Here is a 16,314-nt window from a genome sequence, read left to right as displayed (position 1 = left end):
GACCGTGGTCGTCGGTACGGCGGGTACCGGTCGTAGTCGCCGTACCGACGACCACGGTCATAGCTTCCGGCCCCTCACCGTCGTAAGGGGCCTGCCGTGCGCCCGCAGTCCCGTGCCCCCGAGGTCCCGTGCGCCCGGTCCCGTGCCCCTGCGGTCACGCCGTCCCACCCCGGCTGTCGTACCCGCGATTTACAGTGCCTGACATGGAGTCCACGACAACGCACGTCCGCCTCGAACCCTGGTCGGAGAGCGACCTCGCCCTGCTCCGCGCGGTCAACGCGCCCGAGCTGATGAGCCACCTCGGCGGCCCCGAGACCGAGGAACAGCTGCTCAAGCGACACAAGCGGTACGTGGCTCTGAGCGCCGATCGGAAGGGCAAGGGGCGGATGTTCCGGATCGTGCTGCCGCCCGGCGGGGAGGCCGTCGGCACGATCGGGTTCTGGGAGCAGACCTGGCAGGGGCAGCGGGTGTACGAGACGGGCTGGACGGTGCTCGCCGCCTACCAGGGCAGGGGCATCGCGGCGACGGCGGCAGCGGCGGTCGTGGACCGGGCGCGGGCCGAGGGGAGACACCGCTACCTGCACGCCTTCCCGTCCGTCGACAACCCTCCGTCGAACCGGCTGTGCCGCAGGGCGGGGTTCTCGCTGCGGGACGAATGCGACCTCGAATATCCGCCGGGCCGTCCGATGCGCTGCAACGACTGGCGGCTCGACCTGCACGGGGTCGACGACCCGCCCCTCCGTCGCTGAGCGTTTCTTCTCCTCGTCCCGTCAGTCGAGCGCGGCCCTTTCGAGGTCGCGGCCGAGGTCGCGGTCAAGGTCGAGGTGGACGTCGCGGTCAAGGTCACGGTCACGGATCATCCGCCGCCTGCACCCCGACGAGTCGGCGCCTTCTGGCGGCGCGGGCTACATCGGGACGGCCGATCCGGAGGCAAACGGGCCGCGCTCGGCCTGGCCGACGGGGAACTTCACCCCGGTGAGGTCTTCGGAGACGGCCCACAGCCGCTGCTGGACGGCCGCCTCGTACGAGTCCGGGCTGGAGGTGACCAGTCGGGGGTGGCCCATGATCTCGTTGCGTCCGCCGGGACCGTAGTACTGGCCGCCGAGCGCGGCGGGGTCGGTGGCGGCGCGCAGGGTCGGCAGCGCACCCATCGCCGGTGTCTGGGTGATCAGCGGCGCGAGCCAGGTGAGCGGAAGCCGGAAGGCGGCGGGGGTGTTGCGTGCCAACTCGGTGCTGGACAACCCGGGGTGCGCGGCCAGCGCGGCGGTGGTGCCGTGCGCGGCGAGCCGGCGCTGCAGCTCGTACGTGAACATCAGGTTGGCCAGCTTGGACTGGCCATAGGCGGCGGCCCGGCTGTACGACCGCTCCCACTGGAGGTCGTCGAAGTGGATCGCGGCCCGGATGCGGTGGCCGGTGCTGCTGACCGTCACCACGCGCGAGCCGGGCACCGGCAGCATCAGATCGAGCAGCAGCCCCGTGAGCGCGAAGTGGCCGAGGTGGTTGGTGCCGAACTGCGTCTCGAAGCCGTCCCGGGTGGTCTGCTTCGGGGTGTACATCACGCCGGCGTTGTTGATCAGCAGGTCGAGCCGGCCGAGCCGGGACCGCAGCGCCGCCGCCGCGGTCCTGACGGAGTCGAGCGAGGTCAGGTCCAGCGCCTGCACGGTCACGTCGCCGGTCATGCGGGCCGCGGCCCGCTCGCCCTTCTCCACGTCGCGCACGGCGAGCACCACGGACGCCCCACGCTCGGCGAGTGCGTTGGCGGTCTCGTACCCCAGTCCGGTGTTGGCCCCGGTCACCACGGCCACCCGCCCGCACTGGTCCGGAATGTTCGCCGTCGTCCACTTCTCGCCCATGTCGGGCCCCCAAACCAATTAACGTACCGAAGGTATCTTGTGCCGACGACGTTAAAGTACTCTCGGTACATTGTCAACGTACCGCAGGTACCTAAGTTAGGCTGGCGATCGTGACTTTCAAGCGGGCGCGAACCGAGGAGCAGCGGGAGATCCGTCGGCAGGCGATCCTCGACATGGCGTCGGCGATGCTCGACGAGATGCCCGTGGCCGCCGTCACCCTCAACGAGCTGAGCCGCCGGGTGGGGCTGGCGAAGCCGAACGTGCTGCGCTACTTCGAGTCCCGCGAGGCGGTGCTGCTGGAACTGCTGGACCGCTTCCTGCGGGAATGGCTGACGGAACTGGCGGGCGAGTTGGCCGCCGACGTCGACGAGGATCTGCCCATGGCCGAGCGAGCGGCGGCGGTGGCCGGGGTCGTCAGCCGCTCGCTCTCCGGCCGCATGGTGCTGTGCGACCTCTTCGGCGCGCAGGGCAGCGTCCTGGAACACAACGTCTCCGTCGCGGTCGTGGCACGCTACAAACGCGCTTCCCTGGACCGCCTGGCAACCATGACCGCCCTGCTCCGGACATACCTGCCTGAGCTGGGCGAGAACGCGACACTGTTCAGCCTGCAGACCATGGTCATGGCCGGCGCGCTGTCGGCGTACAGCACACCCCCGCCCAGCCTGCGCGCGGCCTACGAGGCCGAGCCCGACCTGGCCCGCCTCCACCTGGAGCTGAACGACTACTTGAAGGTGGCCGTGACCTCGACTCTCCTGGGCGTGCTGCCCCGCCGCTGACCCAGGATCGCGCTCCGGGCCCGGCACACCCTGCCCAGCGGCCCCGACCGGTTGCGCCCGACGCCCTCAGGCGACCGGAAACCCATGGCCCCCGACACACGCCCGGTGACATCCTGGCAGCGTGAACGGACCGGAGATCCAGATCGAATTCGCCGCCGCGCTACGCCTGTTCGTCCCGGCCGAGCGGCGTCAGGGGCGTACGGCCGTCCTCACCGACGGCTCGTCCACCCTCGGCCACGCCGTCGAGTCGCTGGGCGTTCCGCTCACCGAGGTCGGCCCGCTGCTCGTCGACGGCCACGAGGTGCCGGTCTCGCACATTCCCGCGGCGGGCGAATCCGTCGAGGTGCGCGCCGTACGCAGGCCGCAGCGGGTGCCCGGCGCGCCGCTGCGCTTCCTGCTCGACGTACACCTCGGCACCCTCGCGCGCCGACTGCGGCTGCTGGGCGTCGACGCGGCGTACGAGAGCGAGGACCTCGGCGATCCCGCGCTGGCCACGCTCTCGGCCGCCGAGCGCCGGGTGATGCTGTCCCGGGACCGGGGGCTGCTGCGGCGCCGCGAGATCTGGGCCGGGGCGTACGTCTACAGCGACCGCCCCGACGACCAACTCCGCGACGTACTCGAACGCTTCGCCCCCGCCCTCGCCCCCTGGACCCGCTGCACCGCCTGCAACGGCCCGCTGGCCCCGGCCGACAAGGAGTCCGTACGGGGCCGGCTGGAGCACGGCACACAACGGGGGTACGACGTCTTCGCGCAGTGCGCCGCGTGCGGGCGGGTGTACTGGCGCGGCGCGCACCACGCGCGTCTCGCGGCGATCGTCGAGGACGCGGTACGGGAGTTCGGCGACGGCGCCGCCGCGTAACCGGCGCCCTGTACACCCCGTACGCCCCGTACGGGGTGTACAGGGCGCGGGGCCGCCGTCCGAAGCCACCGCCCAGGGCCGGAACCGGCGGAACCGGGAGGGGAACAGCGACTGGAACCGGCGGAACCGGTCGAACCGGGAGGGAAACCAGGGCCGGAACCTACGCAACCGGGGCCTGAACCGGCGTCAGAAAGCGTACGGATCCCCCGTGGCCGGCGCCAGCACACGGTGCCGGTGGTTCTCCGGGTTCGGGTCGCTCGCGCCGCCGTTCCAGGCGGTGTCGACGCGTACGACGACCTCGGCGGGATCGCCGGTCAGCTCCAGTTCGAGCACCACCTCGCGGCTCCTGGCGGACGCCCGGAGCTGGCCGGTACGGCAGAGCACCATCCGGTCGCCGCCCCACAGGCAGGTGGCCGGCAGCGCCTGGCCGGGGGCAGCGGCGGCGGAGAAGTCGATCCGCACGGTCGCGTCGGACAGCCGGGACGGGCCGTGGTTCTCGGACTCCAGCCGGACGGTCAGACGGCCGCTCCACAGGGAGACACGGCCATGGTAGGAGAGATCGGCCTCGGCCACGAGACTCTCCCCCGCCCGGACACCACTCCCACCAGGCGCACCGAACCCGCCAGGCCCACCAGGCCCCCCAGGCCCGCCGGAGGCGGCGGGGCTCGTACCCGCACTCATCACCACCGCCGTGGCGGCGGCCACCACGACCCACAGGGATTTGCGCATCACAGACATGGCGGGAACATACCGATGATCACACCGCTAATTCCGCTCCCCACGGCCCCGACGCGCCTCGATCACCCGAACACCCGCCGAACACCCGCCGAACACCCGCGTGACCGGCAGCACGGACGACACTCTCGTGCACCCGCCTATCCTGACCGTGGACGAACCAGTAGACCGTTTGCGCGAGGAGTACGCCATGACCGCCGCCCCGGCCACCCCGATCGCCGTCGTCACCGGAGCGAGCAGCGGCATCGGTGCCGCCACCGCACGGCAGCTCGCCGCCGCCGGTTACCACGTCGTCATCACCGCCCGCCGCAAGGACCGCATCGAGGCGCTCGCCGCCGAGATCACCGCGGCGGGCCACCGCGCCACCGCCCACGTACTCGACGTCACCGACCGGGCGGCCGTCGACGCCTTCGCCGCCGGGCTGAGCGACTTTCCCGCCGTGCACGTCCTGGTCAACAACGCCGGTGGCGCCCTGGGTGCCGACCCCGTGGCCACCGGCGACCCGGCCGACTGGCGCCGGATGTACGAGACGAACGTCCTCGGCACCCTCAACGTCACCCAGGCCCTGCTGCCCGCCCTCACCGCCAGCGGCGACGGCACAGTCCTCGTCCTCTCCTCCACGGCGGGCCACGGCACCTACGAGGGCGGCGCGGGCTACGTCGCCGCCAAGCACGGCGCCCACGTCCTCGCCGAGACCCTCCGCCTGGAGATCGTCGGTACCCCGGTCCGCGTGATCGAGATCGCCCCGGGCATGGTCAGGACCGAGGAGTTCGCCACCACCCGCTTCAACGGCGACACGGAGAAGGCCGCCAAGGTCTACGCGGGCGTGGCCGAGCCCCTCACCGCCGAGGACATCGCCGACTCCATCACCTGGGCGGTCACCCGCCCCAGCCACGTCAACATCGACCTGATGCTCATCCGTCCGCGCGCCCAGGCGTCCAACAGCAAGGTCCACCGGGAGCTGTGAGCAACTCGTTCCATGCCCCGGAACGCCCCGCGGACCCGACATTCCGGGGCTGGCCCGCAATGCCCCGCAGACCCGGAATGCCCCGCTGCCCCGGAATGCCCCGCGAACCCGGCATTCCCCGCTGCCCCGGAATGCCGCGCCGACCCGGAATGCCTCGCTCCGAAGCGAAAGCGGATTGCTGCCGCATCTGTCACCGCTCGGAAATGCGGAAGAACCTGTCACGCCCTGAGCGTGTCACTCGAATTCCGGTCCCCGGGCTCAACCCCCGGGCTCAACACTCGGGCTCAACAACCGGGCTCAAAAACCGGGGCCGGCACCCCGAAGCCGGTCCGTTCCGGGCGCCTCGCGGCACCTCAGCCCTTGACGCACACGACCTGCTTCAGTTTCTCCACCACCTCGACCAGATCCCGCTGCTGGTCGATGACCTGCTCGATCGGTTTGTACGCACCCGGAATCTCATCCACGACACCGGAGTCCTTACGGCACTCGACACCCCGCGTCTGCTCCTCCAGGTCCTGAGTCGAGAAACGGCGCTTCGCCGCGTTGCGGCTCATCCTGCGCCCAGCGCCGTGCGACGCCGAGTTGAAGGCCGCGGTACTGCCGAGCCCCTTGACAATGTACGTACCGGTGGCCATCGACCCCGGGATGATGCCGTAGTCCCCCATCCCTGCACGGATAGCACCCTTACGGGTGACCAGCAGATCCACGCCGTCGTACCGCTCCTCGGCGACATAGTTGTGATGGCAGCTGATCTCCTGCTCAAACGTGACCCGGGCCTTCTTGAACTCCCCGCGGATCACCTCCTTCAAAAGCCCCATCATGATCGCGCGGTTGTGTTTCGCGTACTCCTGTGCCCAGAAAAGGTCGTTCCGGTAGGCCGCCATCTGGGGAGTCTCCGAGAGGAAGACAGCAAGATCCCGGTCGACAAGTCCCTGGTTATGAGAGAGCTTCTGCGCCACACCGATGTGATATTCGGCCAGCTCCTTGCCGATGTTCCGCGAGCCGGAGTGAAGCGTGAGCCAGACGCGATTGCTGGAATCGAGGCTCACTTCGAGGTGGTGATTTCCACTTCCGAGCGTTCCCATTTGCTTGGTGGCACGTTCCTGACGGAATTTGACCGCCTCCGCGACCCCGTCGAACCGCCCCCAGAACTCCTCCCACCCCGCCGTCGCGAAGCCGTGCAGCCGCCCCGGGTCCACCACGTCGTCGTGCATGCCACGGCCCACCGGGATCGCCTGCTCGATCCTGGAGCGCAGGCGGGACAGATCGCCCGGCAGGTCGTTCGCCGTCAGTGACGTCTTGACGGCGGACATCCCGCAGCCGATGTCCACGCCGACCGCCGCCGGGCAGACCGCGCCGTGCATCGCGATGACCGAGCCGACCGTCGCGCCCTTGCCGTAGTGCACGTCGGGCATGACGGCCAGGCCCTTGATCCATGGCAGGGTGGCGACGTTGCGCAGCTGCCGCATGGCGCCGTCCTCGACCGTCGCGGGATCGGCCCACATCCGGATGGGCACCTTCGCGCCCGGTATCTCTACGTACGACATAATCCCTCAATTCCCCCGGAAGTTCAGAAAACGCAAAAACCGGAGCCAGGGCCGTCATAGGGGACGGCCGACCAGCGTCGACGGCATCGCGTGCGATAGACATTGTGTCCATCGGCCGTCTCGCGGCGGCAACCAGTTTTCGCGCGGAACCCCGCGCGTCACCCGTACTGAAGGGAGCCCGGGACCGTGCAGCCAAAGGCGCGCCACGCGTACGTCCCCGGCCTGGCGGCACTTCTCGCGGTGGCCGTGACCGGCTGCTCGGGCGGCGGTGCCGGTGACGGCTCGGCCTCCGACTCCAAGCCGGGCGGCCCCACCAGCGCCACCGTCGCGCAGCCGGGCAAATACCGCACGCTGCGGGAAGCCTGCGGAACCGTGCCGCGCGCGACGATCAAGGAGATGCTCCCGGGCACCGCCACGCTCCCCGAGACCCAGCAGACCAAGGCGTACCGGGGCACGCCCTCCGTCACGTACGACACCGACCGCCGCGTCGGATGCAGCTGGAAGGCCGACGCGCCGGACGCCTCCCACCAGCTGGTGATCGACCTCGAACGCGTGGTGTCGTACGACCCGGCCGTGAGCGACGCCGACCGGGCGCAGGAGGTCTACGCGAAGCAGGAGACCGCCGCCGACCTGCCCATCCCGGGCAGCGGCGACGGCGCGGGGGATACGGGCGCGGGGGATACGGGCGCGGGGGATACGGGAGGCACCGGAGGTACGGACAGCCCGGCCCGCGGGCCGTCGGACGGCTCACCCTCCGCGACGGGAACACCCTCCACCAAGGACTCCGGCTCGGGGTCGGGCTCGGGCTCGGGCACTGCCACAGCCTCCTCAGGCGCCCCAGGCACCTCCGGCACCTCCAGCACCTCAGCCGGACTCGAACCCCGCGTCCTGGACGGCCTCGGTGACGCCGCCTTCCTGGACGACGCCCTCACCCGCTCCGGTTCGGCCACCCAGCGCCGCACGGTGAGCGTGGTGTTCCGCACATCGAACGTGATCGTGACCGTCCGGTACAGCGAGCAGCCGGCCCGCTCCTCGGCCGTCCCCGACAGCGAAGAACTCCAGGCGAAGGCGCGTGGGCTGGCCAGGAAGCTCGTCGACCAGCTCAACGCCTGACGCCTCCCGCGTACCCTCACCGCCGGGCGGCGGTGTGCGGCGGTGTGCGGCCCCTCGCTCCCGCGAACGCCGTTCGCCGGTTACCGTGGCCGATCGGACCGTACACCCGGCCCAGCCGGCGACCGAAGGAACACTGAAGGAACCATGCACCGATCAGCCTCGCGACTCACCCGCATACTCGCCTGCGCAGCCGTTCCGGTGATGCTCGTCGTCGCCGGCTGCTCGTCCGACTCCGGTGACAAGAGCGACGCGGACGGCTCCTCGACGAGTCCGGCCGCCGCCCCGTCCCCGACCGTCGTGCCCGCCAAGTTCAGCGGTCTCCCGGACGCGTGCAAGACGATCAGCGGCAAGTCGATCGAGTCGCTCGTCCCGAAGGCGAAGGCCAAGGGCGGCGCGGCCGGCACCTCCAGCGACACCGCCACCCGGGGCAGCTGCTCGTGGAACGGCCTCGACGACAACGGGGTGAAGGGCTCGCAGTACCGCTGGCTCGACGTCTCCCTCATGCGGTACGACTCCGACGCGACGCTCGGCAGCGGCGCCAAGCGCGCCGACGAGTACTACACGAAGGAGATCGCGGGCGCCCGGGGCACGGAGGGCGCCAAGGACGTCAAGTCGGCTCCCACGACCGGCATCGGGGACCAGGCGACCACGGTCACGTACTCGCTCAAGAAGTCCAGCGCGGACTTCGCGTACGCCACGATCGTGACCCGTACGGAGAACGTCGTCATCACCCTCACCTACAACGGCGCGGGCCTCGCGGGCGCCAAGTCGCCCAGCATCGCGGATCTGACGAAGGACGCGGTCAAGACGTCGAAGGAAGCCGTCGCGGCGATCGCCGCCGGGTCCGGAGGCAGTGGCTCCGGAGGCAGTGGCTCCAAGGAGAGCCCCGCCAAGGAAAGCGGCAGCTCCGAAGGGGTGGGCGCGAGCCCCGAGTCGTCGTCCGCCGACGGCTCCAAGACTGAGTAGTACGGAGCGGTACGGAGCAGTACGGCGGGAGCGCGCGGGGGGCCCGGCTCCCCCGCGCCGCGCGCATCCGTACACATGTGCCAGGCTGTGCCCGCCAGATGCCGAGTACGGCGTCGCACCCGGCCGTTCAAGGGCGGGTCCGCACAGGGAGGGGATTCGCGCGTGGCCGCGATGCAGCTGACACGCACGCACCGCATACTCATCGGGGTCGTGGTCTTCGGGGCGGTGATCATCGCCGCCATCGGGTTCGCGGGGTCCTACACCGCCGTGCGCGAACTCGCCGAGCAGAAGGGCTTCGGCGCCTTCTCGCTGGTCTTCCCGATCGGCATCGACGCGGGAATCTGCGTCCTCCTCGCGCTCGACCTGCTCCTCACCTGGATGCGTATCCCCTTCCCGCTGCTGCGTCAGTCGGCGTGGCTGCTGACCGTCGCGACGATCGCGTTCAACGGCGCGGCGGCCTGGCCCGACCCGCTGGGGGTCGGGATGCACGCGGTGATCCCGCTCCTGTTCATCGTCTCCGTCGAGGCGGCGCGGCACGCGGTCGGCCGGATCGCGGACATCACTGCGGACAAGCACATGGAGGGCGTGCGCCTGACCAGGTGGCTGCTCTCGCCCATACCGACGTTCAAGCTGTGGCGCAGGATGAAGCTGTGGGAGCTGCGGTCGTACGAGCAGGTCATCAAGCTCGAACAGGACCGGCTCATCTACCAGTCGCGCCTGCAGGCCCGGTTCGGCCGCGGCTGGCGCCGGAAGGCGCCGATCGAGGCGCTGATGCCGCTGCGACTGGCCAAGTACGGTGTGCCGCTGTCCGATACGGCGCACTCGGGGCTGGCCGCCGCCGGTATCGAGCCGATGCTGCTGCCTCCGCCGCCGCCCGAGCCGACACCCGAGCCGACGCCCGTGTCCCTGCCCATGGCCAAGGTGGCCGAACTGCCGCAGGGTCAGGGGCAGGTTCAGGCACAGGAGCAGGGACAGCAACAGGGACAGGGACAGGGACAGGGACAGCAGCAGGATCAGGCACAGGCAGAAGCACAGGGCCGCATACCCGCCGACGCCCCGGCACAGGCTCAGACGCGGGCCCAGCAGGAGCCCCAGGGTCAGCAGCAGCCCCAGAGCCAGCAGCAGCCCGAGGACCAGCAGCAGCCCCAACCCCAGCCCCCGAACCCAGCACAACCGGAGCCGCAGCCACAGCCGGAGCCGCAGTCGCAGCCGCAGAACCAGCCGCAGGACCAACTCCCCCCGCAGGCCACCGTCCCCACCCCGGCGATCAGCCCCTGGTTCGCGGCGCCTCTCGTGCAGGAGGCGGCCTACGAGGGCGCGTACAACCCCGCGTACAACCCCAACCCCGCCCAGAGCGAGAGCCCCGATCCCGGCCAGATCATGGTCCCCTCCGGCCCCGGCCGCAGCCGCGCGCTCGGCCGTATCCCGGGCCAGAGCCAGGGCCCGCAGCAGCCGGAACCGGTCGACGAGGGCCCCGCCTCCACCACGGGCTCCTTCCCGCTCCCCGGCCAGGACCAGCCCGAGGAACTCCCCGTTCCGGGCCTGCCCGACGGCGTCAGCCGCGAGGACGCGTACTACGGCGCCTTCCGCAAGTACGTCAGTGAGAACGGCGACTTCCCCAACGGCCGCCAGTTCGGCCTGTACTTGATGGACCTGTACGGCCTCAGGGGGCGCAACGGCGGCCCGCTGAGCGAGAGTTCGCTCCGGCCGCACCTCAGGAACTGCAAGGACCGCTACCAGTCCGAGATGGACGAGTACATCGCGTAAAGCCGTAAGCCGTAGAGCCGTAAGCCATAGAGCCGTAAAGCACGGCAGCGCGACGGGACGCACGAGGGCAGGGGCAGTGGCAGGGGCCGTGGCAGGGGCGTGAGCGCGGGCGCGCGGTCCGCGCCCGTGGGCCCTTCCCGCCACGGAGGCCGCGCCCGGAGCCGGCGCGACGGGTAGCTGAGGGCCTCCGCTACCCGTCGCGCCGGACTCAGACGGCCCCGAGCAGCTCGCGCACCCGGTCCGCGCCCACCGCCAGCAGCAGCGTGGGCAGCCGGGGGCCGGTGTCCCGGCTCACCAGCAGCCGGTACAGCAGCGCGAAGAAGGACCGCTGGGCGGTCTTCAGCTCCGCGGTCGGCTTGGCGTCGGGCGCCAGGCCCGCCATCACCTTCGGCACGCCGTAGACCAGGGTGCTCAGACCGTCCAGCGACCAGTGGCTGTCCAGGCCCTCCAGCAGCAGCCGCAGCGACTCCCGGCCCTGCTCGTCCAGCGAGCCGAGCAGCTCGTGGTCCGGCTCGGCGCGCACGATGGTGCGGGCCTCGGCCGGGACCTGGCTGGTGATCCAGTTCTCCGCGCGGTCGAGGCGCGGGCGCGCCTCGTCGAGCGAGGTCAGCGGGTGCGCCGGGTCCAGCTCGCTGAGGATGCGCAGCGTCTGCTCCTCGGCGCCCGCCGTGATGTCCACGACCGAGGCGATGGTCCGGTACGGCAGGGGGCGCGGCGTGCTCGGCAGCTTCCCGGCCGCCGTGCCGACGGCGCGCGCGTAGGCGGCGGCGTCGGCCGGGAGGACCGAGCCGTCGGCGACCTTGCGCTCCAGCGCGTCCCACTCGTCGTACAGCCGCTGGATCTCCTGATCGAAGGCGATCTTGAACGACTGGTTCGGCCGACGGCGCGCGTACAGCCAGCGCAGCAGCGGCGCCTCCATGATCTTCAGCGCGTCGGCCGGAGTGGGGACGCCGCCCTTGCTGGACGACATCTTCGCCATGCCGGAGATGCCGACGAAGGCGTACATCGGGCCGATGGGCTGCACCCCGTCGAAGATCTCGCGCACGATCTGCCCGCCGACGACGAAGGACGAGCCGGGCGAGGAGTGGTCGACGCCGGACGGCTCGAAGATCACGCCCTCGTACGCCCAGCGCATCGGCCAGTCGACCTTCCAGACCAGCTTGCCCCGGTTGAACTCGCTGAGCGCCACCGTCTCCGCGAAGCCGCAGCTGTCGCAGGTGTACGTCAGCTCCGTCGTCGCGTCGTCGTACGCGGTGACGGTGGTGAGGTCCTTGCCGCAGCCGCCGCAGTACGGCTTGTACGGGAAGTAGCCGGCGCTGCCGCCGCTGCCGTCGTCCTCGGCGGCGGCGCCGGAGCCCTCGGCGGCCTCCAGCTCGGCTTCCTCGGCCTTCTTCTGGCTCTTGGGCTGCGTCTTGGGCTTGTCCTTCGTCCGGTACCGGTCGAGGATCGCGTCGATGTCCGCGCGGTGGCGCATCGCGTGCAGGACCTGCTCGCGGTAGACGCCCGAGGTGTACCGCTCGGTCTGGCTGATGCCGTCGTACTCGACGCCCAGCTCGGCGAGCGCCTCGGTCATCGCGGCCTTGAAGTGCTCCGCCCAGCTCGGATACGGGGATCCGGCCGGGGCGGGCACGGAGGTGAGGGGCTTGCCGATGTGCTCGGCCCAGGAGGAGTCCGTACCGGGGACGCCCGCGGGCACCTTGCGGTAGCGGTCGTAGTCGTCCCAGGAGATCAGGTGGCGCACCTCGTACCCCCGGCGGCGGATCTCGTCCGCGACCAGGTGCGGGGTCATGACCTCGCGGAGATTCCCCAGGTGGATGGGGCCCGAGGGCGACAGCCCCGACGCGACCACCACCGGTTTGCCGGGTGCACGACGCTCCGACTCGGCGATGACATCGTCCGCGAAACGGGAGACCCAGTCGGCCTCGGTGCTCGGAGCCACGATCGGCACGTCCTTCTTCTTTCTCGTACGCCCAACAAAACCGGCGAGAGCCATTCTCCCAGGTACCTACGACAGAGCGAAAATGGCTTGTTACCGCGTGGGATACTGGACGCGTTTCCCCACCACACCCCAACAGGAACGGCACCAGCCCATGGCCCCGGTCACTTCCCTCGCCTCGACCGTCGATCAGCGCATCGCGGACGCCCTCTCGGCAGCTCTGCCGGAGGCCGGTTCCGCGAGCCCGCTGCTGCGCCGAAGCGACCGGGCGGACTTCCAGGCCAACGGCATCCTGGCGCTGGCGAAGCGGCTCAAGGGCAATCCGCGCGAGCTGGCGACCCGGGTCGTCTCGGCGCTGACCGCCCCCGAGCTGATCGCGGACATCGAGGTCTCGGGCCCCGGCTTCCTGAACATCACGCTGACGGACCGGGCGATCACCGAGACCCTGGCGGCCCGCGCGGCGGACGGCGAGCGGCTCGGCGTGCCGTACGCGGAGCGGCCAGGTACGACGGTCATCGACTACGCGCAGCCGAACGTGGCCAAGGAGATGCACGTCGGGCATCTGCGGTCCGCGGTGATCGGCGCGGCCATGGTCGAGATGCTGGAGTTCACGGGCGAGAAGGTGATCAGGCGCCACCACATCGGCGACTGGGGCACCCAGTTCGGCATGCTCATCCAGTATCTGATCGAGCACCCGCACGAGCTGGACCACAGGGGCGGCTCCGCCGACGGTGAGACGGCGATGTCCAACCTCAACCGGCTCTACAAGGCGTCGCGCGCGCTCTTCGACTCCGACGAGGAGTTCAAGGCGCGGTCGCGGGACCGGGTGGTGGCGCTCCAGGCGGGCGACGAGCAGACCCTCGCGCTGTGGCAGCGGTTCGTCGACGAGTCGAAGATCTACTTCTACTCGGTCTTCGACCAGCTGGACATGGAGATCCACGACCCCGACGTCGTGGGTGAGTCCGGCTACAACGACATGCTGGAGGAGACCTGCAGGCTGCTGGAGGAGTCGGGCGTCGCCGTCCGCTCCGAGGGCGCGCTGTGCGTCTTCTTCGACGACGTGAAGGGCCCGGACGGCAACCCCGTCCCGCTCATCGTGAAGAAGACCAACGGCGGTTACGGCTACGCGGCCACCGACCTGTCGGCCATCCGTGACCGGGTGGGTGGGCTGGCCGCGTCGACCCTGCTGTACGTGGTGGACGCGCGGCAGTCCCTGCACTTCAAGATGGTCTTCGAGACCGCGCGCAGGGCGGGCTGGCTGAGCGACGAGGTCAAGGCCGTCCAGCTCGCCTTCGGTACGGTGCTGGGCAAGGACGGCAAGCCGTTCAAGACCCGCGAGGGCGAGACCGTACGGCTGGTGGACCTGCTGGACGAGGCCGTGGAGCGGGCGACGGCGGTCGTACGGGAGAAGTCCGGCAAGGCAGGTCTCAGCGAGGACGAGATCGCGGAGCGCGGCAAGCAGGTGGGCATCGGCGCGGTGAAGTACGCCGACCTGTCGACCTCGGCGGCCCGGGACTACAAGTTCGACCTGGACCAGATGGTCTCGCTGCACGGCGACACGTCGGTGTACATCCAGTACGCGTACGCCCGAATCCAGTCCATCCTCCGCAAGGCGGGCGACGCCACCCCGGCCGCCCACCCGGAGCTGCCCCTGGCCCCGGCGGAGCGGGCGCTCGGCCTGCACCTGGACCAGTTCGGCGAGATCCTGGCGGAGGCGGCGGCGGGGTACGAGCCGCACAAGCTGGCCGCGTACATCTACCAACTGGCCTCGCTGTACACGACGTTCTACGACCAGTGCCACGTGCTGAGCGACGACAACCCGGCCGAGGTCGTGGCGAACCGCCTCTTCCTCTGCGACCTCACGGCCCGCACGATCGAGCGCGGCCTGGCGCTCCTGGGCATCCGGGCGCCCGAGCGGCTGTAACCAACCCGCCCGCCGGTCCCCCGGTCCCGTCGGTCCCGGCGGTCCCGGCGCGTTCTCCGCCTCCGCCTCCGCCTCCGTGGTCCCTGATGGGGACACCACGGGGGCGGAGTACGTGGATGGGGTCGAATCCCCGCGCACGACCAGGACGCGGGCGCCGCCAGGACCATGCCACCGCCGGGACGCGGGCGCCGCACAGAGCGCCCGAGCGCTCCCGAGCGCCCCGCTCGCACCACCGCGTGCCGCCACTGCTCTCTTCCTGCCGGGCATATCCCTCCGGTAATTTTTCGAACACAGAGAGCTACTTTCCGGCGTAGGAAGGACGATCCGATGAGCGGCAGCCACGGCGGCAAACCGGACACCGCCGAGAGTGACGGACACAAGCCCGACAAACCCGTCCCACCGGCCGACCCGAAGCGCCCGGAGACGCCGAAGAAGTGAGACAGGAAGGATCACCGGCCGTCCTCGCCCGGCAACTGGCCCGAGCGGGACACCTCGCCCCCGCGTGGCGGGGCCCCTTCGCCCGGGTCGACCGCAAGCTGTTCCTGCCGGACCGCGTCTGGATCCGCGACGTGGGCGGCGAGTACGGCGAATACGGCGAGGAGGGTACGAACGGCGAAGGGGGCGTGGACGGCGAGGAGGGTGCGAACGGCGAAGGGGGCGTGGACGACGAGGAAGGCATGGACGGCGTGCACGGCTACCGCGCGGTCGACCGGGCCACCGATCCGGCCGGGTGGCACGCCCTCGCCTACGAGGACCGAGCGCTCGTCACCCAGGTCGAGGCTTCCCCGGCCGACGGCAACACCGCGCGCGTCCCGTCCAGTTCCGCGAGCATGCCGCGCGTCGTCGCCCGCATGCTCGACGCCCTCGCGGTCACGGACGGCACGACCGTACTGGAGATCGGCACCGGCACCGGCTACAACGCCGCGCTCCTCTCCGAGCGGCTCGGCGACCGCAACGTGGTCACCGTAGAGGTGGACGCCCGCATCGCGGACACCGCGCGGGCCAACCTCAAGGACGCCGGGCACACCCCCACCGTCGTCACCGGGGACGGCAGTCTCGGCTGCCCCACGTACGCCCCGTACGACCGGATCATCGTGACCTGCGCGCTGCACACCGTGCCGTACCCGCTGGTGGAGCAGACCGCTCCCGGCGGAGCGCTCGTGCTGCCCTGGGGCACCGGCCTCTACAACGGTGTCCTCCTGCGCCTCACCGCATCCGGCGACGGCACGGCGAGCGGTCCCGTCATCGGTGACTCCGCCTTCATGTGGAACCGGTACGAGACGCCTCACCGGGACGTCATGGCCACCGTACGAGCCCGGCCTCGGTCCACCGGGGCAACGGCCACCACCCTCGACCCCCGCCACGTCTTCGGGCACGAGGACGCCGCCTTCACCGCCGGCGTCCTCGTCCCCGACTGCCGCTACAGCGTCGGCCACGGCCCCGGCGGCGAGTTCACCCTCTGGCTGGCCGACCACGCGACCGGCTCCTGGGCGAGCGTGGACTACGTCCCCGACGGACGGCCCGCCCACGGGCTCCAGCAGCACGGCCCCCGCGCACTCTGGCACGAGGTGGAGGCCGCGTACGCCTGGTGGCAGGAGGCCGGATCACCGGAACGAACGCGGTACGGCCTCACCGTCACCCCGGCAGGCCAGCACCTGTGGCTCGACGCACCCGACGCCCGGGTACGCAGGCGGACTTGAGCTTGCGGGGCGGGGTGCGCGGCAGTGGTGTGGGGTGGCCCGGCTCCGGCTCGGCGACTGACCGTCCACTGTGGGCGGGGACTCATGCCCCGCTGGTCACCACCCGCTGCATTCTGCGGGTCAGTACCAAGAGGTAAGCGAGCTGAACGGCACCATTCATGACGGGCGGGG

General features: G+C 70.9%; 13 protein-coding genes. 9 read left to right on the top strand and 4 right to left on the bottom strand.

Going from position 1 to position 16,314, the window contains the following annotated elements:
- Nucleotides 1-203: 203 nt before the first annotated feature.
- Nucleotides 204-749 carry a GNAT family N-acetyltransferase gene (locus tag DVH02_RS24625; RefSeq protein WP_114626025.1) on the top strand — a complete coding sequence of 182 codons (546 nt, stop codon included), beginning with the start codon at nucleotides 204-206 and terminating at the stop codon, nucleotides 747-749.
- Between the two features lie 156 nt (nucleotides 750-905).
- On the opposite strand, the gene DVH02_RS24620 is transcribed toward DVH02_RS24625, so the two are convergent.
- Nucleotides 906-1,853 carry an SDR family NAD(P)-dependent oxidoreductase gene (locus DVH02_RS24620; protein WP_114626024.1) on the bottom strand — a complete coding sequence of 316 codons (948 nt, stop codon included), beginning with the start codon at nucleotides 1,851-1,853 and terminating at the stop codon, nucleotides 906-908.
- A gap of 110 nt (nucleotides 1,854-1,963) precedes the next feature.
- On the opposite strand from DVH02_RS24620, the gene DVH02_RS24615 reads away from it, so the two are divergent.
- On the top strand, nucleotides 1,964-2,629 hold the full coding sequence (locus DVH02_RS24615) for a TetR/AcrR family transcriptional regulator (protein WP_114626023.1): 666 nt from the start codon (nucleotides 1,964-1,966) through the stop codon (nucleotides 2,627-2,629).
- A 121-nt stretch (nucleotides 2,630-2,750) separates the two neighbouring features.
- On the top strand, nucleotides 2,751-3,488 hold the full coding sequence (locus DVH02_RS24610; RefSeq protein WP_114626022.1) for a Mut7-C RNAse domain-containing protein: 738 nt from the start codon (nucleotides 2,751-2,753) through the stop codon (nucleotides 3,486-3,488).
- Between the two features lie 186 nt (nucleotides 3,489-3,674).
- On the opposite strand, the gene DVH02_RS24605 is transcribed toward DVH02_RS24610, so the two are convergent.
- A complete protein-coding gene (locus DVH02_RS24605; RefSeq protein WP_114626021.1) occupies nucleotides 3,675-4,061 on the bottom strand; it encodes a hypothetical protein in 387 nt (128 codons plus the stop codon).
- A gap of 352 nt (nucleotides 4,062-4,413) precedes the next feature.
- Between DVH02_RS24605 and DVH02_RS24600 the strand changes: the two genes are divergently transcribed.
- Nucleotides 4,414-5,190 carry an SDR family NAD(P)-dependent oxidoreductase gene (locus tag DVH02_RS24600; RefSeq protein WP_114626020.1) on the top strand — a complete coding sequence of 259 codons (777 nt, stop codon included), beginning with the start codon at nucleotides 4,414-4,416 and terminating at the stop codon, nucleotides 5,188-5,190.
- 353 nt (nucleotides 5,191-5,543) lie between these two features.
- Here the strand turns inward: DVH02_RS24600 and DVH02_RS24595 are convergent, their stop codons facing one another.
- On the bottom strand, nucleotides 5,544-6,737 hold the full coding sequence (locus DVH02_RS24595; protein WP_114626019.1) for an RtcB family protein: 1,194 nt from the start codon (nucleotides 6,735-6,737) through the stop codon (nucleotides 5,544-5,546).
- A gap of 186 nt (nucleotides 6,738-6,923) precedes the next feature.
- Here DVH02_RS24595 and DVH02_RS24590 point away from each other — a divergent pair, with 186 nt between their 5' ends.
- The 3 genes from DVH02_RS24590 (at nucleotide 6,924) to DVH02_RS24580 (ending at nucleotide 10,583) form a co-directional block, all read left to right on the top strand.
- Nucleotides 6,924-7,850, top strand: coding sequence for a DUF3558 domain-containing protein (locus tag DVH02_RS24590; protein WP_114626018.1), 927 nt, complete (start codon nucleotides 6,924-6,926; stop codon nucleotides 7,848-7,850).
- Nucleotides 7,851-7,994: 144 nt separating this feature from the next.
- Nucleotides 7,995-8,816, top strand: coding sequence for a DUF3558 domain-containing protein (locus tag DVH02_RS24585; protein ID WP_114626017.1), 822 nt, complete (start codon nucleotides 7,995-7,997; stop codon nucleotides 8,814-8,816).
- A gap of 162 nt (nucleotides 8,817-8,978) precedes the next feature.
- Nucleotides 8,979-10,583: a DUF2637 domain-containing protein gene (locus tag DVH02_RS24580; protein WP_114626016.1), complete on the top strand. Its 1,605-nt coding sequence runs from the start codon at nucleotides 8,979-8,981 to the stop codon at nucleotides 10,581-10,583.
- 208 nt (nucleotides 10,584-10,791) lie between these two features.
- Here the strand turns inward: DVH02_RS24580 and lysS are convergent, their stop codons facing one another.
- A complete protein-coding gene (gene lysS, locus DVH02_RS24575; protein WP_233518439.1) occupies nucleotides 10,792-12,531 on the bottom strand; it encodes a lysine--tRNA ligase in 1,740 nt (579 codons plus the stop codon).
- A gap of 142 nt (nucleotides 12,532-12,673) precedes the next feature.
- Between lysS and argS the strand changes: the two genes are divergently transcribed.
- Together argS and DVH02_RS24565 are read left to right on the top strand one after the other, a co-directional pair.
- Nucleotides 12,674-14,443 carry an arginine--tRNA ligase gene (argS, locus tag DVH02_RS24570; protein ID WP_114626014.1) on the top strand — a complete coding sequence of 590 codons (1,770 nt, stop codon included), beginning with the start codon at nucleotides 12,674-12,676 and terminating at the stop codon, nucleotides 14,441-14,443.
- 434 nt (nucleotides 14,444-14,877) lie between these two features.
- On the top strand, nucleotides 14,878-16,143 hold the full coding sequence (locus DVH02_RS24565) for a methyltransferase domain-containing protein (RefSeq protein WP_114626013.1): 1,266 nt from the start codon (nucleotides 14,878-14,880) through the stop codon (nucleotides 16,141-16,143).
- Nucleotides 16,144-16,314 lie beyond the last annotated feature (171 nt).

The sequence above is a fragment of the Streptomyces corynorhini genome (assembly GCF_003346515.1).
GTDB classification, from domain to species: Bacteria; Actinomycetota; Actinomycetes; order Streptomycetales; family Streptomycetaceae; genus Streptomyces; species Streptomyces corynorhini.
This window is presented reverse-complemented; position numbering and strand designations above follow the sequence as displayed.

Coding starts and splice junctions, on each gene's coding strand:
- DVH02_RS24600 (WP_114626020.1), top strand. CDS start 4,414: ATGACCGCCGCCCCGGCCACCCCGATCGCCGTCGTCACCGGAGCGAGC.
- DVH02_RS24620 (WP_114626024.1), bottom strand. CDS start 1,853: ATGGGCGAGAAGTGGACGACGGCGAACATTCCGGACCAGTGCGGGCGG.
- DVH02_RS24595 (WP_114626019.1), bottom strand. CDS start 6,737: ATGTCGTACGTAGAGATACCGGGCGCGAAGGTGCCCATCCGGATGTGG.
- DVH02_RS24625 (WP_114626025.1), top strand. CDS start 204: ATGGAGTCCACGACAACGCACGTCCGCCTCGAACCCTGGTCGGAGAGC.
- DVH02_RS24585 (WP_114626017.1), top strand. CDS start 7,995: ATGCACCGATCAGCCTCGCGACTCACCCGCATACTCGCCTGCGCAGCC.
- argS (WP_114626014.1), top strand. CDS start 12,674: ATGGCCCCGGTCACTTCCCTCGCCTCGACCGTCGATCAGCGCATCGCG.